Origin of the sequence: Prevotella melaninogenica, from assembly GCF_003609775.1 — a bacterium.
GTDB lineage: Bacteria > Bacteroidota > Bacteroidia > Bacteroidales > Bacteroidaceae > Prevotella > Prevotella melaninogenica_A.
Genome location: NZ_AP018050.1, coordinates 577,320 through 600,377, shown reverse-complemented (window position 1 = coordinate 600,377; position 23,058 = coordinate 577,320). Strand labels below are relative to the sequence as shown.

Genomic DNA, 23,058 nt, shown 5'->3' with positions numbered 1-23,058 from the left:
CTTTCCAACCAATATTTTGTAAGGATATTTTACACACAAAACCTCACCCCCCAACCCCCTCTCCAAGAGAGAGGGGGAGTGCTGGAAACAATTTGCTATGGAGTATTGTTAATCGTTTGCAGTGTTGGGGTAGCTAAATGTATTTCCTAATCAATAGGGGTATCTCGCTAATCACTCCCCTCCCTATGGGGGAGGAGTTGGGGGTGGGGCTGATATCTCTCTCGCATTCCACTCCCCTCCCTATGGGGGAGGAGCTGGGGGAGGGGCTGGAGGCAGTCATTAGCTTTATTCCCTATTCTTCCCCACAAGCCCTCTCAACCAAAAATACAACTCTTCCTGCAAACGGAAAAGGGACCACGAAAAGCGGAGGGGCATATAACCAAACTTACATCTAATGGAACGACTCACCTGCTTGATATTGATAGTATGCCAAACATGGTGCATGATTGATAAGCCTTGTTGGCGGTCAGCATCTGACAGTTCGTTGCGATGGAGATAATAAAACATATACACTCCCACTAAGTTGAGCCATCTGACCGTTTCAAAACAACGGAGGTTCTCCTCTGATGCACCCAAGGCAATGAGCTGACGACGCATAGACTCATTGGCAAGCAGAAAGTCGAAACGGCGCACGCTAACCTTATGGGTTACTGATGCGACTTGCTGACGATAGTAATATATTCCCTCGCAGTAAGCAACCTTACGTGAATAATAATAATGGATGCGTGTGGTGTTATCATCGCTGTAAGCTCGTTGCGACTCATCGTATGGGTAAGCCATGTGGATAGAATTGCGAACCACATAACAACCATGAATCTTCCACGTAAGACTCGCCTGAAAAGCTTCTACGCCAGTCATCGTGCGGAATGGAGCCATCTGATAATCCTTCTGACTACCATCGCTATAAACATAGAGCATACGAAACAAGACACTGTCGACATCCTCACGGAAGGCATCACACACTTTCTCTAACGCATCTTGTCCAAGCCAGTCATCGCTATCTACAAAGCCAATATACTCGCCAGTGGCATGAGATAGTCCTATGTTACGAGCGTGTGCCTGTCCCTTATTCTCCTTCAAGGCAAAGACCTTCACACGCTGGTCCTTTTCAGCATATTGATGGAGGATATCCAATGAGCTATCCGTTGACGCATCATCGACACAGATAACCTCAATATCCGCTAATGTCTGACTCAGTAAGGAGTCGAGGCATTGCGATAGATAGGCTGCCGTGTTATAAACGGCTACGAGTAGACTAATCTTTGGCATGATGGCTGAACTTGTTTTTTATTTTATGAACCAAAGCGTTCCATAAGCCTACCTTCGACTTCATGACACGAAGAGAGATGAATGTACTGACAAAGCATAAGAGACTCGCTACTCCCCAGCGTAGCCAATCATTATCGGAGCGTACACAAAGGAAGACAAGGACTCCGATGGATAAATGGAGAATGGCATAGCGCATCACCGATGAAGACAACCGATAGCCATAACGAGCGTAAGCATAGATGTAGACACAAATGAAATTGAGAAAACCTGCTGCTGCCATACCGAGTCCTGCACCAAGAAGTCCCCACTGACAGAAGCCAAGAAGCACGAGTGCAACAAGGAAGATGTCATACAATCCCTCTAAGAGTAGATAGGACTTTGAGTCGCCCTTTGCCAAAGGAATATACTCTACAGGGAGGCGAATAGCACGGATATACATCGCTAACACCAACACTTGTGCCATACCGAGGGCTGGAAGGAATTTATCGGAATAAAGGAAGAGTATCAACTGGGGCAAGAACAAGAGGAAGAAGGTAAGCAAAGGAGATATAAGCAGGAGTGTCACCTCTATCTGTCGGTTGACTATCTGATTAAAAGTAAACTTCAAGTTGTTCGCTCCTGATAGGCGTGGAAAGTAGTCAGTTTCCATCGCTGAGAAGATCATACCTGCATAAACCATCGTCATCATGAAGGCAGAATTATAGAAACCGACGGTCTCTATCTCTGCAACATTATTGAGGTAGCTGCGTATTATCAGTTCTGCACCAGAGCCCAAGATGCCTGCAAAGACAAAGGCTGTACCCAATCGAATCATGCCCCAGCCCTTGTCTAAGAACGCTTTTTGGAAAGAAACGCGGAAAGGATATAGGCGATAGGAAACGACTATCGTCAAAATCAACTGTACCAACGCCATCAATACCAACGAAGGAACAATGGCTGCGTTGCCAAAGAAATAATAAAGAGGAACGGTTAAGACTAAGGCTGCCAACACGTTATACACTGAAATAGCAGCTAAGGCACGCAGTTTACGAACTCCTTTGAGGATGGCTAACTCGCCTCCTGCTAAGGCAGTCAATGCTACACAAGGGGATAGAAGGATGAAATGAAGCATGTGGCCGTCCCACGAAAAGGTGTAACGGCTGAGCAACGGACTAAGGAAGATACAGACAAAGAATCCCAACAAGGCTGCAAGCAGACTCCAAGAACGCACGACGGCAATGTCTTCCGTCAGCTTCTCCTCATCGTTCTGGTCGTAATCCTCTGACAGATTGCGTACAGCACTCATAGAGATACCAAAGTTCGTAGAGTCGCTGATGAGCTTTGTTGTGGAATTAAAGAGCGAGATAAGTCCTACTCCCTGCGGTCCGAGCAGCATTGCAACAAACTTGTTGCGAACGATACCAACCAGCACATTGATAACCTGTACACCACCAAAGAGGCTGATGTACTTCAAGATATGCAAATAGCTGTCAGTATTAGAGGCTTTTTTCATCACATTATCTAACGGATTTAAAAGTTTTTTATTATTTTTGCATCAAACAATTATTACATGAGACTATCTATTATCATACCCATCTATAACGTTGAAGACACACTCCAACGATGCTTGGAGAGCGTGTTGGCGCAAGTAGATGAGACGATGGAGGTGGTGCTCATTGATGATGGGTCGACGGATTCCTCTGGGCAGATTGCGGAAGAAATGACGGCTGGCAGAGGGAATTGTAGGCTTATCCACCAAACTAACAAGGGACTTTCGGCTGCAAGAAATGCAGGAATAGAAGTGGCAATGGGGGATTATCTCACCTTTGTCGACTCTGATGACTTCATTGCTGAGGGTACATACGCTGCGCTGTTGGCTGTGTTGGCGACGCATCCCGACTATGATATCCTTGAATATCCTGCTTTACTGTATTATGGAAGTAAGACGAAGCAGCGACTGCTGACGTTCTCTGATACAACCATCAGTTCTATCCGTGACTATTGGTTAGGCGGAGGTCACCTCCACAGCTATGCTTGTAATAAGCTTTTTCGGCGTGAACTCTTTGCTGATGTCCGCTTCCCAGAAGGTAAGGTGTTTGAAGATGTCTATACTTATCCTTTCTTGTTACAGCGAGCAAGGGTAGTGGCAACAACGTCTGCGGGGCTATATTATTATTGTCAGAACGATAAAGGCATCACTGCTCAGGCTGGTGGAAAGGAATTGAACGACCTTTTAGAGGCACATCTGAAGCATCTGAAGCTATGGGGCGAACTGACACCTGCTTACTATCAGGCATTGGTTAATATTCAAATAGATGTCTATGAGGCCACTCACGCTGAGCCTATCCTACCCGTTCTGCCCTATAAAGGCACCTTGAAACTCTTTATTCTCCACTTAATAGGATTAAAACGCTTATGTCAACTCACCCAGTTTATTCACAAAATAAGGAAGATAAGCCGCTCGTAAGCTTCGTCGTGACTTTTTATAGCGAGCCTGTTGATATGCTAAAGGAGTGTATCAGCAGTATCTTGGCATTGAGTCTGAACGAGACAGAACGCCAGATTATCGTCGTGGATGATGGTGCGGAGTATTCGCCTATCAACGAATTGCTTGCCCTTTCATCGAGCATTGTCTACGTTAGGCAGCCTAATCAAGGACCGGGACAAGCGCGAAACACGGGTATAGCGTTGGCAGAAGGTCGTTTTATTCAGTTTGTTGATGGCGACGACCTCTTGCTGACAAGTGCCTACGAGCAGTGTCTTGACATCGTCAGATACCGCGAAACAGACATGGTTCTGTTCCAGTCTTCTGATAAGAAAACCTCCAAACCACTTGCTGATGCTGAGGGTCCGATAAGTGGAACGGAGTATATGACACACAATAACCTGCGTGGTTGTGTGTGGACCTTCCTTTTCCGTAAGGAGATTCTGCACGATCTTCGCTTCCGTAAGGGCATATTCCATGAGGATGAAGAGTTTGTTCCACAGGTTATGTTACGTGCTGAAAGCATTTATACAACCAACAACAAGGCTTATTACTATCGTAAACGGGAGAACTCAACGATGCACAAGAGCGACAAACGATGGCACCTTCGTCGTCTGTCTGATGCTGAACAAGTTATCTATCGTTTGAAAGAACGAGTAGACCACCTCCCTGTCAAAGAGCGTATCGCTATGGAAAGGCGCATCGCACAGTTGACAATGGACCACATATACAACGTCATAAGGCTGACACATGACGAAACACATCTTGACCATGTGCTCCAACGTCTGTCTCGACATGGGCTTTTCCCACTGCCTGACAAGGACTATACAAGTAAATATAAGTGGTTCAGAAGAATGACAAACAGCAGTTTCGGGCGCAAGACTTTGATAATGCTGTTGCGGCTCAATAAGGGATAAAACGCAAATAGATACGATATCTATCCGTCTTCTACAAACAAACTACTCCCTTACTAATTGGTTCTTGTAAACTATTTTCATGTAGTTCAAAACCAATACATGCTCTTTTGGCTTCGAAAAGATGCCTAATTGACTTCGAAAAGATGCCCTTTTGGACTCCAACTAACGCCCTTTTGGACTCCAATTAAGCACCTTTTAAAATGCACCTTTGCAACTATTTGATAACAAAACACTTACAAGGGTGCTTAAACGGCTTGTTTTTAGTCCTTTTCCCCGCCTTTTCTTTGATTGTTTTGTAAACATATTTCTTTACCTTTTGAGATTAAATATCACACGGAGATATGCAGAGTTTGCGGAGAGTTTTTTATGAAACGTAGTCCACAGAGGCACCGTCGGTGCAGGGAGCAACGGAGAAAACACCCCATAAAACTTGTATGAACGTAATTTATAAGTTACCTTTGCCATGAACTATAGAGAAGTAATAACCTATAAAGATTATTTTGAGTACTCGTTCAAAGTACAAAGGTCACATGAAAATCCTACTATTAGGCGAATATAGCAACGTACATAACACGCTGGCACAAGGCTTGCGTGAGCTTGGACATACGGTAACAGTGGTGTCAAATGGGGACTTCTGGAAGAATTACCCACGTGACATTGATGTTTCCAGACGACCGGGTAAGATGGGTGGTGTGCTTCTGATGGCTAAGATTTATGCCCTACTGCCCCGTCTACGAGGCTATGACATTGTGCAATTCATCAATCCGATGTTCTTTGAGTTGAAGGCAGAACGGCTCTTTTCACTCTTTCATTATCTGAAAAAGCATAATAAAAAGATTGTTCTCTGTGGTTTCGGAATGGATTATTATTGGGTGAACACCTGCTCAACGACGATGCCACTGCGTTACAGCGACTTCAATATCGGTAAGGATCTGCGCCAAAATAAGGAAGCTGTCATTGAGAGAGAGGACTGGATAGGTACGGAGAAAGAACGCCTAAACCGACTGATGGCGGAGCAATGCGATGGTATTGTGACTGGACTCTATGAGTATTGGCGTTGTTACGAACCGTATTTCCCTACGAAAACTACCTTTATCCCCTTCCCTATCGTTGTCGGTGAGCCACCTATCATAGCCGATGAAACACCCGAAAAGTTGAATCTCTTTATTGGAATCAGCAAGAACCGCTCTGTCTATAAAGGCACAGATATCATGCTGCGAGCGGCTGAAACAGTGAAAGAACAATATCCCGACAGACTGAATCTGAAGGTTGTAACGGGCTTACCCTTTGACGAATACGTGCGAACGATGCTCGGTTCTGATGCTATCATGGACCAACTCTATAGCTATACACCCTCGATGAATCCGCTTGAAGCGATGGCACATGGTATTATCTGTATCGGTGGTGGCGAACCAGAGAACTACGAAATCATCAACGAAACCACACTTCGCCCAATCATCAACGTCCTTCCGACTTACGAAAGCTGTGTTGCAGAGCTTACTCGCCTTGTCAACAATCTCTCCTTCATTCCTCAACTGCGACGCGATAGCTATGCCTATGTTAGCAAGCACCATGATTATATCAAGGTTGCAAGACTGTATGAGGAATTTTATCGGGGGCTATTGGGCAAGAAAGATGATTAGCCTTATTGGGCTAATTAGGCTAATTGGGCTAATAATTATTAGGCTAATAAGGCCTATTAGCCCAATAGCCTCAATAAAAAAAGTGAAGCCTAAAGCTTCACCTTTTTCTTTTTACCATGACTCTCGTTACTCATTCGGTCAAGCGCAGTAACGACATAGACATATTTTGTATTGCCATCTTTATAATTAAGACGGAGCTTATTTCCATAAGGCATTCCCACAATCTTTGATGGATCATTGAGGTTGATTGGCTCATCCGCATAAAAACGATAAACAACGTATCGATAAGGAGCATCCTTCCAACCCTCTCCTCTTGGTGCCTTCCATGTCAGATAATAGTAGCCATCACTCTCCTGTCTTGCCTTCACCTTCTTTGGCTTTGATGGAGCCTCATCGTCAATGAATGGCATCAAAGGCTGCAAAGCTGGATAACGCCAGTAGTTTGTACGAAGCAGTGTACCATAGTTACCGGGATTATCAACAACCGACTTAGCATACCACAACACCGTACCGTTCACGTTCTGACACTGCTGATGCAGACGACGTTTCGCTGGAAGCTGATTTGAATTAGGATTTTGTGGATCAGCATATTTCACCGTACGGAGCACATCCTCGCCAATATAAAGCGGACGATTGCCTGCATAACGGTTCCACCATCCGATAAGTTCCTTATAATCAGCCGCACGATTGCCAATCTCCCAATAAATCTGTGGCACACAATAGTCTATCCAACCATTGTTTACCCACTTCAACACGTCAGCATAGAGGTCGTCATAGTTCTGCAAACCATTTGTACGACTGCCATTCTTTGGGTCGTTCTTCTGATTGCGATAGATACCGAAAGGAGAAACACCAAACTTCACCCAAGGCTTACGACGACGGATAGACTCGCCCAACTGCTTGATGAAGAGGTCTACATTATTACGTCTCCAATCGTTGATATTGGTAAATCCACGTCTGTCACGTTGGAAGTAAGACTGGTCAGGAATGGTCTGTCCTGCAGCAGGATAAGGATAGAAATAATCGTCAATATGCAAGCCATCAATGTCATATCGACTTACGATATCATCCACCACCGCACAGATATAATCGCGATTCTCTGGCAAAGCAGGATTGAGGATGTAAAGACCATCGTAAGAGAAGACGCGATTAGGATTGGTTATTGCTACATGATTCGTCGCCAACTGTGTGGTATTCTTTGTCTTAGCACGATAAGGATTAATCCACGCATGGAGTTCCATACCACGATCGTGACACTCCGTAATCATCCATTGCAATGGGTCCCAATAAGGTGAAGGAGGTGTACCCTGACGACCTGTAAGGAACTTACTCCATGGCTCATACTTACTTGGATAGAGGGCATCACACTCAGCACGCACCTGAAAGATGATAGCATTCACACCATCTCGCTGCAGTTCGTCCAACTGATAACGCAACGTACGCTGCATTTCCTCTGTACCAATACCTTGGAACTGTCCGTTCACACACTGAATCCACGCACCGCGGAACTCTCGTTTCTTAGCTGGGACTTGTCCATACACGACATTACCCGCCCCAATGAAAAGCACTGCGGCAATCAATAATCTCAATAGAGAATGAAGTTGTCTCATTATTTTAATTTAGTTATATACGAAAAAGGAACAAAAAGCCCCTCCCCCTTACCCCTCCCCCAAAGGGAGGGGAGTAGTATGCGTGATACCCCTTATAGTTATTGGAAATAACTGTTAGGCTTTCCCAAGTTAATTTATTAGAATCCAGATTTTCATCATTTCCCAAGCAAATTAATTAGGATTAAACCTTTCATCACCCCCAAGCAAACCGTTTCCAGCACTCCCCCTCTCCCTTCGGAGAGGGGGTTGGGGGGTGAGGTTTTATCTCTTCCCAGCCATCCTCTTAAACGTCTGGCGGTGGAAGCGGCGTTCAGCCTCTAACACCTGCAGCAGTTTTGTGGCAGGAATCACCTTTAGCATTTCCTTATGATAACGCTGTTCTATCTGTTTTAATTGTATTTCATAGGCGTCAGCCTGTTCAATCATCTTACTTGCCTCACGTTCTGACGAAGGTTTTGAATGATGAATAGCACGCAGCCTATCGAAATAACCACGCTGTTTCTCCCTCATCTCATCATATACAGGGAAGAAGCGTGCAGCCTCTTGCGCTGTCAACCCTGCCTCTTTCGTCATAAAGCTATGCGATTCTGCTTTGATTCTATTAAAATCTAACTTCCCTTGTGCGTGCAGCAAAGACACACTAAAGAAAACGCAAAGCAATAGGATTATTCTTATGTATTTCATACTTCCTTCTCCTCTATTATTCTTCACTCGCCAGATAAGCATACATATCCGACTCGTCTATCATAAAATAATCAGCCAGCTGATCAAAATCATCAGCTGACGAAGCCGACAACTCCTGAGTTCCCTGCGCTAAACGATTACCTGTAAGTGAGCCATTCCCTTGTCCGCCATCAAACTCTTGATAAGCAAGGAAACCTATTAGTACAACACCGATTGTCATCGCTGCTGCTGCCAATGGGCGGAGATAACGCACCTTTGCACGACGTGGCTTTACCGTCACGACTGTCTCTTTCTGCTCTTCAGTTGGTATCTGAGCCATCACACGGGAAGACAATTCCGAAAAGTAATTCTCCGGAACTGTGAAAGGGCGCTGCGTGCCGTATTCCTTTTGTAAGTGATTCGTTGATTCCATAAAGTTTTTTCTTTGATATAACTTAGACTGCAGAAAGGCTGAATGGTTTAATTATCAAGGTGAAATATTATTCATACCGCTTCACGTAGTCAGTAATCTTCTGTACAGCAATGTGATAAGAGGCTTTCAACGAGCCCTCGCTGGTTCCTAATATCTCGCTAATATCAGAGTATTTCATCTCGTCATAATAACGAAGTGTGAACACCATGCGCTGCACATCGGGCAAGGTTGCAATGGCTTCCTGCAACAATGCCTGACTCTTATCGCCATCGAAGTAGTCGTCTGCCATCAAGCGGTTAGCAACCGAGAGGTCGGCATCAGCACTAGACAGCGTTGCAGCCTTTTGACGACGAAGAAAATCGAGCGACTCGTTAATAGCTATACGATAGAGCCAAGTGGACAATTTAGCTTTTCCTTGAAAGGTTGGAAGACTCTTCCATGCTTTAAGAAACGTGTTTTGCAATACGTCGTCAGCATCCTCATGCGTAAGGACTATACTACGAATCTTCCAGTACAACGATTGGCTGTACTGGTCAACAATCATGGGGAAAACCTTCTGTCTTCCTTCGGGACTCGCCAACTGGCGAATCACTTCAGCTTCATCGAGGGGAGTCACTACTCTTTCAGGAAAAGGCTTAGATTGTCAAGAGCTAAACGGCTCTTTAACGAATAGATACCTTGCGGACTACATTGCCCACCTTAACGATATAGCATCCCTTCGGGAGGTTGAGCGTATAGTGCTTATCGCTGCCGTCAACCTTCACGCTCATCACACGTACACCTGTCACATTATACACTGCCAATTGTTCGTCCTCAGCACCTACCACGTGCAACACGTTACCAACAACTGAGATTGAAATTGTCTGCGTATCGAAGTCAATCAAATCAATTGCTGCACGTGCCTGCACCGGTGCGGTGAAGCCTACTGAAAGCAGTAATGTGAAAAGAAAAGGAGTAAATATATTTTTTATCATAGACTATGCTTTTATGTTAGCTACAAAGATAACAAATTTAAGATTACATCTACTCATTTTATTGCATTAGTCTATTAAGATTTAATATTAATTAACCTCCTCCAACCCCTCCAAAGGAGGGGTCGGGGGAGGTTTCTGTACGTCCTATGGACTCTGTTCTTCTGTGCTATCTGTGAGAAAATAAAGAAATAGCTACTCTATCATAGCAATCTCTCACAGATGACACAGATGAACAGAAAGAACAGATTTCCTTTTTACACACTAAAACACTCAGAGACCTAAAGGTCAGAGAACTCACAGATTTATAGTGAACGAGTGGATGAGTGGATGAGTTGCTTGTGCTGAATTTGTGTTTTAACGCTCTGTGTTATCAATAACCTTTAGGTTTCTGTGCGTCCTATGGACTCTGTTCTTCTGTGCTATCTGTGAGAAAATAAAACAAATAGCTACTCTATCATAGCAATCTCTCACAGATGACACAGAGGAACAGAAAGAACAGATTTCTTTCTTGAACACTGAAACGCTCAGAGACCTAAAGGTCAGAGAACTCACAGAGTTATAGTGAACGAGTTGCTTGTGCTGATTTTGTGTTTTAACGTTCTGTGTTATCAATAACCTTTAGGTTTCTGTGCGTCCATGGACTCTGTTCTTCTGTGCTATCTGTGAGAAAATAAAGAAACAGCTACTCTATCAAAGCATTCTCTCACAGATGACACAGAGGAACAGAAAGAACAGATTTCCTTTTTACACACTAAAACGCTCAGAGACCTAAAGGTCATAGGATGACACAGAGACCTCAACAATATGAAATATAATTACAAAATATTCGAAGAAAAGGCGAAGAAAAGGGCTAAAAATGAGTATTTGGGGCATCCTCATAAACCTTTTATTATCAGATGGTTGTAGAAGTGGTTTTCAAAAGGTGCTTAATTGGACTTCAAAAGGGCGTTAGTAAGGGGCTTAAAGGGCATCTTTTGCAAGCCAAAAGAGCCTTAATTCAATCGCTATTAAGCGTCTTTATTTTTTGAAGTAGGAATTTATATTTACAAAAACGGATGGTCAGAACAAACAATGCTGACCATCCGTTATTACATAAATCGAGCAATGACGGCTTTTCCTTTTAGACTGAAAGGCTCATCAAGGAGAGCCGTATCGTGTTTAGAAAGAGCCTCACCCTCAACGATACAATCTTCAAGGGCAAAAACAATCGTTCGACGGCTGTCCGCGAACGCTGCATCTTCCATTATCCCCACCTCAACACTTATGCCGTGTCGCACGATGATATTAAAATCTACTGCTCCCTGCGTATTCTCCGAACTTACTTTCTCGTCACCCTCAAACTCATACAAAGCAGTGTGCGACAAAGCGATACGACGCCCTTCTTTTATCAGCGTTATCTCTCCCTCCAAAGGTAGAATATAGCGCGTGAAGCCCGTAAAGTCAGAGAAATCACTCGCCACATCATCGATAATAGCCGACGAGATACGCACATCGAATTGCCGTGCTGACAAGTCGCCATCAGCAGGTGAGATAAAAATCTGACGTGTGACACCACCCTTCCATGTGGTAGTCTTGTAGGTTGATTGTGGGAGTGTGGTCATAATAAAAAAAAAACGCAACAAACACAACAACTGGCCCCTCCCCCAAACCCCTCCCCCAAAGGGAGGGGAGTAGTATGCGTGATACCCCTACATGAGGATGCAGACAAGAGGAGATTTCTTAAATGTACAAACCCTTTTTATAGGGGTATCTCGCATTTCACTCCCCTCCCTATGGGGGAGGGGCAAGGGGGAGGGGCCAGTCGGCCAGTTGTGATTGGCTTTCTACTTCTTCACAACCTTCACGGTCTTGTAAACCTTACCATTCTTAAGCACCTGAACGAGGTACATACCCTTAGTGCCAGTGATAGCTACATTAACGACCTGACCCTGTGCAGCCTCAAAGCTATTGCTCTGGAGGAGTGCGCCAGTAGTACCGAGCACGTTAACAGTGTAACGACCATTTTCAGCAAAGCGAAGATTTACGCTCTCAACGAATGGATTAGGATAAACAGAGAAGCCAAGCTGAGCATCGACTGCATCGATAGCGTTAGCCTCAGAGGTAATCTCAACGATTTCCTCTACTGTCTTCTCAGCTTCACCCCAGCCGTTCTTCAGCTTCAAGGTTACATTCTTCTTACCAGGAGCAGCATAGGTAACAACAGCTGTCTTATCAGCAGATGAAGAAATAACACCATCGCCCAAGGTCCAAGTAGGAACAGTCTTAATCTCGTATGTACCTACAACACCAGGGAAGCCTAATACATCGTTGTTAGGCTTCTGGTCAACATAAGAAGCACCAGAGGTGTTCTCGCCACCACTACCAGCGACAACAACAACAGAACCATCATAAGCACTACCTGCACTACCGAGGTTCTTAAACTTCATTCCGTTAGCCTCCTCGAAAGTGAAGTAAGCCTTCAAGTCAGTAGGAACCTGACCTTCCTTATAGCCCTTCATAGCCTGCAATACCTCATCATCAGAGAGTGGCTTGCTCCAAACCTGAACCTCATCAATGATACCATTGAAGCCGCTCTTGTAAACACCACCACCACCGATGAAGATATCGGCTACCTTGTTAGCATCGATACGTGAATCGCTCTGTGCAACATCCTCACGACGCTTAGAGCTTGCGAAGCTGTGGCTTGCTACCATACGACCATTGAAGTAAATCTTCTGGATATTACCCTCATCATGAGTTACTACGATGTGGTTCCATACACCAGGAGTAACATTGTAACCCGTAGACATCACATCCTCGTAAGGATTGTCGTGAGCTGTCCAACCCATTGTGTTGAACGAAACCTCATTCGCCTCGTGCTTAGTTCTATGACCCTGCCACTCTGGACGGATAGTTACCCAAAGGTCACCCCAGTTGTTATGTGGCCACTTGTCATGGATAGAGTTCTTATTGATAAGGTTTGTACCCTGACTATCGTGGCTGAACTTGTCTGCCTTGAACCAGAGAGCGTATGAATAAGACTTACCCTGCTGAACATCACCAGGGATGCGGAACATCTTAGGGTCTGTAATCTCAAGACCACGTGACGCCTTACCCTCACCGAGACGACCCTCGTAAGTGTAAGTTACGTTCTGACCTACCTTCTCTGTTGTCTTGTCAGCAGTGATATCAGTAATCTGAGGAACAGCACCTGTAGCCTCTGGAGTAACCTTTACCTTACCACGGATGATGCTTTCCTTGCCGTTGCTATCCATAACAACGAGGTCGTATGTACCCTCTGTTGGAACAGTAAACTTAGCACTTGTACCGCTTTCGCTCTGAGCAACAACAGTACCATTCACAGCATTCTTCAACTTCCATGACTGAGCAGCAGGAACCATGTCATCAAGATACTTGAGTGTAAACTCCTCGTTTGGCTTGATAACAGGACGGTCAGCAACGACATCGCTCAATGGCTGGTCGTAAGCAACAGTCTTATACTCTGACCAAACAATGTCAGAACCCTTCTTACCATCAGGAGAAACGGCACGTACACCGAAACGGCAGTCGCGCTTGTCAGCACCTGATACCATTGGAGCATCCACAACGTATGCAGCCCAAGAAGTAGTAGCGGTAAGCAACTGCTGTGGCTGGTCTTTCTGCTGGAAGTAGATTTCATAATACCATGTACCTACCTCATCGTTATAAGTCTTCTCCCAACCTGATTCTTCCTTAGAAGCATACTGCATCTTGAAGTCACAAGCGTTGTAACGACCACGGAGAATCTCAACCTTCTTGATAGTTGGAGTGGCAGTAGCAAAGTCCTTTGAATTGTCACGGAGAGCCATCTCACCAACACGCAACTCATAGTTAGCTGGAGTATTCTCAACAACAAGACCCATCATTGCTACCTTATCACCATCAGCCAAACCGAGTTCAGAAGCCTTTACAGTGAAGGTCTTCCACTTACCCTCAGCCTCAACAGCTGGCAATGCAACCTCCTTATATACGTTCACGTTACCCTTCAAAGCAACAAAGAACTTAGCATGAGAATCCATGCCTGCGACAGTCTTATAGGTAACAGAGAACTCATAGTCTGGCTTTACCTCAAGCATCGTCTTAAAGAGCTTCACACGTGAGAATGCTGTCTGACCAGAGATTGACAAACATGAGCCACCCCAGTAAGCATCATCAAAGGTAAGTTCTGCCTTTGCAAGACTATTGATATTACCAGTGTTTACTTGGTCTGCACGGTCAGTAATCCACCAACGCCATGTTGGCATATAGTCCTGTGTATTGAGGTTATACCACTTGTGGTTGAAAACAACCTCACCATCCTTGCGGAAGCTCAAACCATTACCAAGGTTAAAGCGTGACACGAATGGAACCTGCTGGATAGTAGACTTCGCTGTAAGGAAGGCTGCAAGACCATGGAAGTTCTTCAAGCTTGCATTAGCCAAATTACAATCTGTATTGATAGCTGGCAACAAAGCTGGGTTGTTATAACCACCACTAAACATAAGCTCTTGCTTCTTCAGATAAGTCTTCTGGATAGCAATGTCAGATGTTCCATTGTCGGTAGCACTCTGGTGGATAAGGCTCTGCTTGTGAGCACCCCAGAAACCAATAGAAATATCGTTATCCAACAGTGCGCTCCAACTTGCCTGACGCAAGCCACGACCTTGAATATCAAAGCCTGCATAATAGTCGAAACTGCTACGGCCTAAACTCTGTGCTGTACTTACAGAACCTCTCAGATGACTTGGTCCCCAGTTATAGTTAGCGAAAAGCATATCGGTAGCAATGTTGTCCTTATCACCGAAGATCTTCTTGTTGTGATTGCCCAGACCGCCATCAAAGTGAATACGACCATCATCTCCAGTACCATCATACCAATGTACTTCAAACTTCCATTTGAGTTTCTCTGCTTCCTTATGACAAGCAACAAAGAACTCTGTCAGCTGTCTCATTACATCAGCAGAAGTATGGAACTCAGAGTTAAAACCGATACCATTGATACCATAGAACTTCATCATACGAACCAATGGCTCTGCATAAACATACTTACCATTCTGATTCAGAGTAAGTTTATATAATATCTTACTATAGCTATCAGGTCTCCAAGGGCTTAGATAAATAGTTCTTCCATCAGGAACAGACATCAGACAACCCACGCTAACACCGTTCTTATGAGCAACGTCAGTCAGACCTGCAGTAGAACGAATCCAAGGTGAAGTCCAGTTTCCGTGGATATCAATGTATGACCACAAACTGAAGTTATCGCCCTCAAAGCAATAACGAGGAAGCGCCTTCCACTGAGCGGTAGGGTCGTCAAGCGGTGTCCACAGACACATCTTACGATCGCGTTTCACATTTGAATGAACCTGATAGTCGCCATCCTTAATACGTTCAAGTGGGCGAACACGTGAGATAAAGAACTGGTCGTCAATATCGCTGACGCCCTGTGGCTGCTTCATCTCGCCTTTCAACCACGCTTCAAGGTAGTTAGGCAGGTTTTCAAACTTAGCATCCTTAATGTCCAATGGGTGTGTCGGCGTACGCTGTGCACTCACAGTGAGACAGCTTGCCAATGCCAAGGATGCAAATAAAGTAATCCTTTTCATGAAAAATGAATGTTTAGTTTATAAATGATTTTAGGTTTATACAGCCATACACGTATAGCCATATAAGGTTTGTTTTTCGTTGTTTAGCAATAATGCTATTTAGATGTAACTTGTTGTATTTAAAGTTTAGATGCTTTTAATAAGCTATAAGATTAGGTTAATATATAAGTGCCAGAAGGAGTCGAGCTCCTTCCAGCACTTAAAGATATGTTTACTTGCAGATGAATTTCACTGTACGGAGGGTCTTACCGTCCTTCTTAACGTTCACGACGTAAACGCCCTGAGCACCAAGATGGAGACGTACAGACTCAGCACCATTCACTGAAACAGCCTTGCTTGCAACCATCTGACCATTAGTAGAGAATACCTGAACGAGGTAGTTACCCGGTGTCTCTACGTCGAACAATACGTCACGATCGATAGCGTAAACCTTCATGTCAGCAGCCTCAGTGCCGTTGATACCTGTTGGATCAGCCTTCACCTTGATTACCTGGAAGGTACGAGTGTCAGAACCGTGAGCATTGGTCAAGGTCAATGTAACCTCATAGTCGCCAGCCTTAGCATACTTCAACTTCGCTGTACCAGCCATATCAGTACCATTCTGTGATACGATAGTAGCCTTCTTAGCTGTCCACTCTGCAGTAGTCTTCACCTGATAGTTACCAGATACGAATGCGCTACCTGCGTCGTATGTTGGAGCATCTGGAACAAGACTTGCAACACCTTCACCAGTACCAACCTTCAACTCACCGTGAGCCAACTTAGCATTGCCCACCTTGCTTGTGAAGTAGTGACTTGCATCAGCGTCAGCCTCGAAGTCCCAATAAGCCTTCAAACCACCCTCTGTAGTAGAAGTAGAAGTCATTGTCTGTGCAGCCTCAGCAGCTGAGATATACTTGTTGAAGAACTTAACATCGTCAATAACAGCGTTCATAGCAGCTGTGCTGTGACGACCAAGACTGATACCGAGGATGTTAGCATCCCACCAGCCATTGTTAACGAATCTCTCTTCGCACAAGCCTTCGCCATTTCTATCACCAATCTGCCAGTTGTGTGCCTTAGCTTCCTTACCATTGATATAGAGCATAGGCTTGGTATTAGTACCATTACCGTCCATAGCCAATGTGAAGTGTGTCCATGCACCTGGGATGAAGTCAACCTTCCAACGCTGCTTGTACTCTGGAGAACCACCACCGTTCTTAGCACGGAGTGTCAACTCGTAAACACCAGTACTTGGATCGTATGTAGACCAGAATGTACCCCAGTTGTTCTGTGGCCAACCTGTACCTGGATCACGCATATCGACAATCTGAGTACCACCAGACAAGCTGTTGAACTTAACCCAGAATGCAAGTGACCAAGGCTGGTTGTTATTTGTCAAACCGAGCTCAGAAACCTTAACGCCTACTGGCTTCTCGAGTGTCTTGATACCTCTTGAACCAGAACCATCAGCCTTCTTACCCTCATACTTCATTGTTACCTCACTATTAGCAACAACCTCGATAGAAGTCTCGCTGTCGTTAGCTGTAAGCTTGTTGATATGAGGAACAGCACCTACTGCATCAGAAGTAATCTGAACGTAGTTAGAGTATCTTACCTCCTTGCTTACGCGAGTACCATTCTCAGTTACATAACCTGTAAGAACGAGGTCGTAGAAACCAACCTGATTCAAACCGTTAACCTTGATTTCAGTAGTATTGTTGCTGCTTGCTACAGCTGTACCATTGTGCTCAATCTTCCAGTTACCAGCCTCGTGACGTGGGTCAACATAAGAGATTGTGAATGCCTCGTTTGGCTTGATAACAGACTTGTCAGCCTTGATCTCGTCGCTGTAGTCATAGGTTGTGAAGATGTCATGATCCTCGCCCCAAGCGATATCACTCTCCTTCTTCATATCGAGAGATACTGCAGATACACCGAACTTAATCTTACCCTGACCCTTAACGTCAACAGGAACTGAGTAGTACATACCTGCCCATGATGTTGTTACACCCATGAGGATTGGCTCCTTACCTTCCTGCTTAGCCCAGAGCTTGAAGAGAGAAGTCTTCACGTCTGTGTTGTAGCAAGGCTCACCAGATGCCTTAGAGTTAGGCATATTGAAGATAATCTTACCGTCAACACCATTCTTCGCAGAGTGCAAGAGAGCAGTCTTTGCGATTACTGGCTTTGCTGGAGCATCGAATGTGCCACGAACGATTGAGAACTCACCGAGGTAGAGGTTCAAGTCAGCAGCGTTCTCCATCTTCAAAGCAACGAGTGCAAGTGTCTTACCGTTCAAAGAACCATCAACAGTGATAGTCTTCTCTACCCACTTGTCCTCATCAGCCTCATCTGTAGAAGCGAGTACTGGATAAGCCTTCTCAGTGTTTACAGCGTCCTCTGTTGTGAATACCAAAGAAGCATCAGCCTTACCACCCTTAACCTTATAACGGAAAGTGATAACGTCGCCAGACTTCAAAGCATACTTTGTCTTGAAGAGGTGGAGATACTCCTTGCTGGTAGAACCGTGTACACGTACAGTAGAACCGCCCATGTAAGCATCGTCCCATACGAACTCTGCATCAAGGCCGTTTGCAGGAACATCAGCTGCGGTACGACCGAGCAACTTGCTTGCAAACCACCAACGCCATGTTGGCAAATAGTCCTGTACACCTACGTTAGCCCAAGGACGATCGTTCTGACGTACACCACCGTAGTTGAAGAACTTACCGTTACCGAGGTTGAAGTAAGTGATGAATGGCTCTACTGCGAGATCCCAAGACATAGAACTACGTGCAGTCATCATCGCTGACATACCAGCGAAGTCTGTGTTATCAGCATTGTAGTTCAAGCTGTTATTGATTGCAATAGAGTTAACTGGGTTACGTGAACCGCTTGAGAACCAACGCTCAGTACGCAACATATAAGTGCGCTGCTGTGTCTCTGGGTCACTACCCTTCTCACCACGGCTCTCGAAGAACATATTCTGTGAGTGTGCACCCCAGAGACCGATAGAGATACGATGATTCTTCAACAAAGTCCAACGTGAACCGTGTCTTGGCTCACCACCCTGCATATTGATACCAGCGTAGAGATCCAATGGGTTACGATTGATTTCCTCAGCCTTCTCTACTGACTGCTGGAGCAACCAATCAGCGTTCCAGTTATAGTTGAAGAAGAGGTTTGCAGCCTCGCTACCACCTTCACCGAAGATACTCTTATTATTGTCGTTAAGACCCTGGTCGAAAGCAATACGACCCTGATCGTTGGTACCATCATACCAAAGATTCTCGTAAATTGGGTTGTAAGGCTTGATTGCCTTGTTGAGGTTTACGTGGAAATCTCTAAGTGCTTTTGTCACACGACCTGCACCAAAGAACTCAGTATACTCAGAGTTATAGCCGAGACCATCGTAACCGAAGTAGTTCATGAAGGCAGCTGCATTCTGAACATTTGAAGTTGCGATGTTGTTCAAAGTTGTTCTCCAATCGCTCTTAAGGCTACCATAAGGAATACCAGCAACAGAAGAAACAGGCACACCATTCTTGTGTGCTACGTCGAGCAACGATGCAGGAATACGACCGAGACCACAGTTCCAATCACCCCAGTGAGTAACGTATGGCCACATTGAGAACACCTCAGAGTCGAAGACACCATCAGGAAGAGCGTTCTTGCTTGGCACGTTCCATGGGAGCCATGCAAGGAGCTTCTTGTCGTTAGCATCTGTGAGATCCTGACGAACCTGTGTGTCTACGTTACGGAAACGTGTCTTTGGTCTTACACGAGAGATGAAGAAATTATCATCCTCATTAATTGTAGGGTTTGCCTTTGACCAACTGCTCAGTTTGTTTGCAAACTGATGAGAGTCAAAGCCCCACTGAATGTAGTCGCTCTTGAGTTCCTGTGCCATCAAGGTAGATGGAATCAAGCAGCAACCGAAAAGAAGTAAATGAATTCTTCTCATGATTGATTTTGGGTTTAATGTTATTGAATAATTGAAAATCTAATTACCGTTTATATCTGCTTTCCTCTCTTTTGAGAGTGCAGGTTATGTCCAAGGACAATATTTTGAAGCAGTGCTGTCTGCTATCCTTTCTCACATAAGTCACTCACTATCGCCTTACGACGTAATCTTTATGAATTCCTCTGACCATCTTCATCTGATGTGCTAACGCCCCGCACGTGTTGTGCTAATGGTCAGCACCACCCGTGTTGATGCCTAATAGCCTTTCAAATGTTGCCGTATTGCGAGAAAACTATTCGATATAGACAGCGAAAAACTTACCTATTTAAGCAAAACAAGGTTATCCGACTCGATTTTGTCAAGCCAGATAACCTTATTCATGTGATATCACTTATTACTTAATTGTAATTTTCTGTGTACGGATAACATTGTTGTTCTGCATCTTAACGAGGTAAACACCTGCTGGCAACTCATTTGTGTTGAATGACTTTGGATTAACCAAGCTCTTCACGGTCTGACCGTCAGTAGAGAATACCCATGCGCGCTCAACGTTCTGGAATACTACCTTACCACCTGCAACTGTGAGCTGTGAAGCACCGCCAACAGCAGAAGAAGCAATATTAGTAGAACCACCCTCGAGCAACTCTGGCTCATCAGCAACACCCTGATCGTGGGTATCAGCCTTAGCACCACGAGCTGGATTAGAACCAGTGATGGTTACAGCAAAGTCGATAGCGAAGCCCTTATTGAACTTACCAGTTGGTGTCAAACCACCCTGGAACCATGCATCACAGAATACGAGACGAATACGGCTCTTACCTGGCTTAGCATCTGTAGGAACAGTGAAGGTGTACTCATTCAACTTAGATACCTGATCCAAGACACCCTGACGAACCTTACCAAAGAATACTACGCACTCACCCTCAGATGGATTCTCTGTAAGGTTCTCAGGATTAAACTGCTTGTCGCCGTTGAAATCCATCCAAGCCTTACCCATACACCAACGAAGGTCATCGTGGTTACCATCTGTACCATCAAAAGCCTGATAACCCTGAAGTTTCACAGTGACAGTCTTGCCCTGCTCAACGATTAACTCGTGGTCAGCTGTTGCATCAACATAGTTAGTCTGATTGCCTGCAGGACCTGTTGCTGTATAGTCGATGTTCTTGGTACCACCCTCAGTGATAAATCTCTTTACATAACGTACCTGACGTGCGATACTTGCACCAGCAGCAGACTCATCCAACTCAACAGTACCGTATGACTCTTCCTGCTGTGCAGGGAGCTGAGACTGGTCAGCACGTGGAACAGCAATCCACTGAACCTTTGAATAGGTCTTCAAGTCAGTACTTACTGAACGTACACCAATGTATGGTTTGTCTGCAGCACTTGTGAACTGAATGTTAGGAATGTAAGTAGCCCACTGTGAAGTACGTCCTACCTCAGACACCTTACCATTCTCACCATTCTTATAGAGAATCTCGAAGTGGTCGATATTAGCCTCATCGTTGTAAACAGTTGGGTTGTTACCAGCCTCCTTATCGATACCCCAAATAGCCTTAACAGAGAGAGAAGACTTAGTTTCTTCCTTCACCTGAACGGTCAAGTTCTTTACATTTGCTGGTGTAGCTGTCACGTCATCATTGAGCTCGAGCTTACCAACGAGAACATCGTAGTCAGGAGTAGCGTTCTTAACGCGCAAACCGATACGCTCGATCTTCTGACCAACAGCGATATCGTTCAGCTCAACCTTCTTCTCTGCCCAGCTTGCACTCTCGGTGTTACCCAATTCGTAAGCCTTCCATGAACCGTTCACGCGAACGATGAGAGAAAGTTTTGAGTCTGTATTACCAGCCTTACCAGTCTTGATAGCTACCTTAGCAACTACCTTACCAGCAGAAGGAGTGAGGTTAGTCTTAAAGAGAACAACGTCTGTAGCAGTTGCGTTGTTAACGCCCTTCAAGCGAAGTGCTGCACCACCGTTGTAAGCATCCTCATTAGTGAATGAAGGCTGTACGTCAAAGCTTGCGGTCTCTGTACCTGGCTGAACAACCATCCAACGATAAGTTGGAACTAAGTCCTGTGCAGACATATTGTACCAAGAGCCAGCTGTCTTCTTTCCCTTATAGTGATAACGCTCACCAGCACCCGTATTGAAGTGGGTAGCGAAAGGAAGATTGCCAGAGATAGCTGTACGCTCTGGGATCCAAGAAGCAAGACCAGCGAAGTTAGACAATGCTGGTACACCACCATGTGCCTCAACCTCATTACCTATATTGCTGATAGCAGGACGATCCAATGGGTTACGCTTACCACCAGAGAAGGCACGCTCAAGATACTCCTGATAGTTATGCATACGAGACATAGCGTCGCCACCAGTGTTATAGCTCCAGAAACGACTCTCAGCATGCTCACCCCAAAGACAGATACCACAACGCTTAGTAGCATCTGTGCTGTTAAGACCATTCCATCTTCTATTCATACTTACAATCCATACACCAGCGTATAGACCGTCAGCAGAACCCATTGTCTTTTCAGCCTCCTTTACAGAGTTATCCATATTCCAGCTGAAGTCGCTATTAGAATAGTTCAACATCACCTCAGAGATACGCTCGTTCTGGTTTGGACCCCACATATAACCTGTACTCCATCCAGTCAAGTTTGAGCTGTTTGTATAATACATGATCTTGAAGTCGTTGAAACCTTCTTCCTTCGCAATCTTGTAAAGCTCCTTGTGGAATGCAACGTTATTAGAGTTCTGATAGTTGCTTGTGCTCTCCCAGTTATAGTTGATACCATCGAAACCGAGGAAGCGCATACAGTTGATGATTGGATGTGTATAGCGGAAAGAACCATCATCATTTCTTGTCATAATAAAGCTCTGCCAGCTATTAGCCGCACCACCTGTTGTATGATCGAAGAACTTAATACCGGCGAAGATGCTTGTACCGTTACGGTGAGCAGCATCAGCCCAAGAACCTGGAGCCTGGAACAAACCGTAGTTCCATGCACCGAAGAGGTTGGTATAGTTCCACATTGAGAAGTTATCGTTAGCAAATGTGCTTGAAGGATAACCACCGAGGTTCTTACCTGCACCACCAGGAATATTCATGAAGAGGTTACGATTCTCGTAAGTGTCCTGAATAAGACGGTCATTACGTGATTCGATATTGCGCTTCTTCACGTGAGTACGGATAAACTCAACCTCGTCCTTGATGCCCCATGCCTCAAGGTCGGCATCTGTAGGATATTTGCGACCCTGCTCAATCAACTTTGCAAAGTTCTCCAACAAAGTCTGGTCACCAAGTTTTGAAAGGTCGTAGATTTGCGTAGAAGCTGTAGGAGACATATTTGTCTGAGCTGCAACACCCATTGGTGCCATAGACAACATTGCTGCTACTACCCACGCACTAAGAGTAAATTTTTTATTCATATAATTGTTTGTTTAGTAATGTTGTTAGGTATTTTAAATCCCAGCAGTAGAGTAACTGCTACCCCGCTGCTGGGATTAAAGTATTTCGTTTTGAAAAAAACTA

General features: G+C 44.9%; 14 protein-coding genes. 3 read left to right on the top strand and 11 right to left on the bottom strand.

From position 1 onward, the window contains the following. Positions 1-285: 285 nt before the first annotated feature. Both PMEL_RS09095 and PMEL_RS09090 read right to left on the bottom strand, forming a co-directional pair. Positions 286-1,269, bottom strand: a complete 984-nt coding sequence (locus PMEL_RS09095) for a glycosyltransferase family 2 protein (RefSeq protein WP_120175013.1) — start codon at positions 1,267-1,269, stop codon at positions 286-288. Further along, the gene (locus tag PMEL_RS09090; protein ID WP_120175012.1) at positions 1,256-2,761 is read right to left on the bottom strand and encodes an oligosaccharide flippase family protein; all 1,506 of its coding nucleotides are present in this window, start codon (positions 2,759-2,761) and stop codon (positions 1,256-1,258) included. Before PMEL_RS09090 ends, PMEL_RS09095 begins: the two co-directional genes overlap by 14 nt. Positions 2,762-2,818: 57 nt before the next feature. Here PMEL_RS09090 and PMEL_RS09085 point away from each other — a divergent pair, with 57 nt between their 5' ends. The 3 genes from PMEL_RS09085 to PMEL_RS09075 all read left to right on the top strand — a co-directional run bounded on the left by PMEL_RS09085 (position 2,819) and on the right by PMEL_RS09075 (position 6,293). Then, positions 2,819-3,715 carry a glycosyltransferase family 2 protein gene (locus tag PMEL_RS09085; protein ID WP_120175011.1) on the top strand — a complete coding sequence of 299 codons (897 nt, stop codon included), beginning with the start codon at positions 2,819-2,821 and terminating at the stop codon, positions 3,713-3,715. Then, entirely contained in the window at positions 3,664-4,650 is a 987-nt protein-coding gene (locus PMEL_RS09080) for a glycosyltransferase family 2 protein (RefSeq protein WP_120175010.1), read from the top strand. Before PMEL_RS09085 ends, PMEL_RS09080 begins: the two co-directional genes overlap by 52 nt. A 530-nt stretch (positions 4,651-5,180) precedes the next feature. Further along, positions 5,181-6,293, top strand: a complete 1,113-nt coding sequence (locus PMEL_RS09075) for a glycosyltransferase family 1 protein (RefSeq protein WP_120175009.1) — start codon at positions 5,181-5,183, stop codon at positions 6,291-6,293. Between the two features lie 89 nt (positions 6,294-6,382). On the opposite strand, the gene PMEL_RS09070 is transcribed toward PMEL_RS09075, so the two are convergent. The 9 genes from PMEL_RS09070 to PMEL_RS09030 all read right to left on the bottom strand — a co-directional run bounded on the left by PMEL_RS09070 (position 6,383) and on the right by PMEL_RS09030 (position 22,955). After that, the gene (locus PMEL_RS09070; protein WP_120175008.1) at positions 6,383-7,903 is read right to left on the bottom strand and encodes a glycoside hydrolase family 10 protein; all 1,521 of its coding nucleotides are present in this window, start codon (positions 7,901-7,903) and stop codon (positions 6,383-6,385) included. 261 nt (positions 7,904-8,164) lie between these two features. Then, positions 8,165-8,476 carry a hypothetical protein gene (locus PMEL_RS09065; protein WP_231999464.1) on the bottom strand — a complete coding sequence of 104 codons (312 nt, stop codon included), beginning with the start codon at positions 8,474-8,476 and terminating at the stop codon, positions 8,165-8,167. Between the two features lie 127 nt (positions 8,477-8,603). Next, positions 8,604-8,999, bottom strand: a complete 396-nt coding sequence (locus PMEL_RS09060) for a hypothetical protein (RefSeq protein WP_120175007.1) — start codon at positions 8,997-8,999, stop codon at positions 8,604-8,606. A 67-nt stretch (positions 9,000-9,066) separates the two neighbouring features. After that, positions 9,067-9,615, bottom strand: coding sequence for an RNA polymerase sigma factor (locus tag PMEL_RS09055; protein WP_120175006.1), 549 nt, complete (start codon positions 9,613-9,615; stop codon positions 9,067-9,069). A gap of 46 nt (positions 9,616-9,661) precedes the next feature. After that, on the bottom strand, positions 9,662-9,973 hold the full coding sequence (locus PMEL_RS09050; protein WP_120175005.1) for a T9SS type A sorting domain-containing protein: 312 nt from the start codon (positions 9,971-9,973) through the stop codon (positions 9,662-9,664). 1,088 nt (positions 9,974-11,061) lie between these two features. Next, entirely contained in the window at positions 11,062-11,574 is a 513-nt protein-coding gene (locus PMEL_RS09045; RefSeq protein ID WP_120175004.1) for a HutD family protein, read from the bottom strand. A 222-nt stretch (positions 11,575-11,796) separates the two neighbouring features. Continuing rightward, a complete protein-coding gene (locus PMEL_RS09040; RefSeq protein WP_120175003.1) occupies positions 11,797-15,576 on the bottom strand; it encodes an endo-beta-N-acetylglucosaminidase in 3,780 nt (1,259 codons plus the stop codon). Positions 15,577-15,787: 211 nt separating this feature from the next. Continuing rightward, the gene (locus PMEL_RS09035) at positions 15,788-19,522 is read right to left on the bottom strand and encodes an endo-beta-N-acetylglucosaminidase (protein WP_120175002.1); all 3,735 of its coding nucleotides are present in this window, start codon (positions 19,520-19,522) and stop codon (positions 15,788-15,790) included. 394 nt (positions 19,523-19,916) lie between these two features. Next, positions 19,917-22,955: a GEVED domain-containing protein gene (locus PMEL_RS09030; RefSeq protein WP_120175001.1), complete on the bottom strand. Its 3,039-nt coding sequence runs from the start codon at positions 22,953-22,955 to the stop codon at positions 19,917-19,919. Positions 22,956-23,058: the final 103 nt, after the last annotated feature.

Coding starts and splice junctions, on each gene's coding strand:
- PMEL_RS09095 (WP_120175013.1), bottom strand. CDS start 1,269: ATGCCAAAGATTAGTCTACTCGTAGCCGTTTATAACACGGCAGCCTAT.
- PMEL_RS09090 (WP_120175012.1), bottom strand. CDS start 2,761: ATGAAAAAAGCCTCTAATACTGACAGCTATTTGCATATCTTGAAGTAC.
- PMEL_RS09085 (WP_120175011.1), top strand. CDS start 2,819: ATGAGACTATCTATTATCATACCCATCTATAACGTTGAAGACACACTC.
- PMEL_RS09080 (WP_120175010.1), top strand. CDS start 3,664: ATGTCAACTCACCCAGTTTATTCACAAAATAAGGAAGATAAGCCGCTC.
- PMEL_RS09075 (WP_120175009.1), top strand. CDS start 5,181: ATGAAAATCCTACTATTAGGCGAATATAGCAACGTACATAACACGCTG.
- PMEL_RS09070 (WP_120175008.1), bottom strand. CDS start 7,903: ATGAGACAACTTCATTCTCTATTGAGATTATTGATTGCCGCAGTGCTT.
- PMEL_RS09065 (WP_231999464.1), bottom strand. CDS start 8,476: ATGACGAAAGAGGCAGGGTTGACAGCGCAAGAGGCTGCACGCTTCTTC.
- PMEL_RS09060 (WP_120175007.1), bottom strand. CDS start 8,999: ATGGAATCAACGAATCACTTACAAAAGGAATACGGCACGCAGCGCCCT.
- PMEL_RS09050 (WP_120175005.1), bottom strand. CDS start 9,973: ATGATAAAAAATATATTTACTCCTTTTCTTTTCACATTACTGCTTTCA.
- PMEL_RS09045 (WP_120175004.1), bottom strand. CDS start 11,574: ATGACCACACTCCCACAATCAACCTACAAGACTACCACATGGAAGGGT.
- PMEL_RS09040 (WP_120175003.1), bottom strand. CDS start 15,576: ATGAAAAGGATTACTTTATTTGCATCCTTGGCATTGGCAAGCTGTCTC.
- PMEL_RS09035 (WP_120175002.1), bottom strand. CDS start 19,522: ATGAGAAGAATTCATTTACTTCTTTTCGGTTGCTGCTTGATTCCATCT.
- PMEL_RS09030 (WP_120175001.1), bottom strand. CDS start 22,955: ATGAATAAAAAATTTACTCTTAGTGCGTGGGTAGTAGCAGCAATGTTG.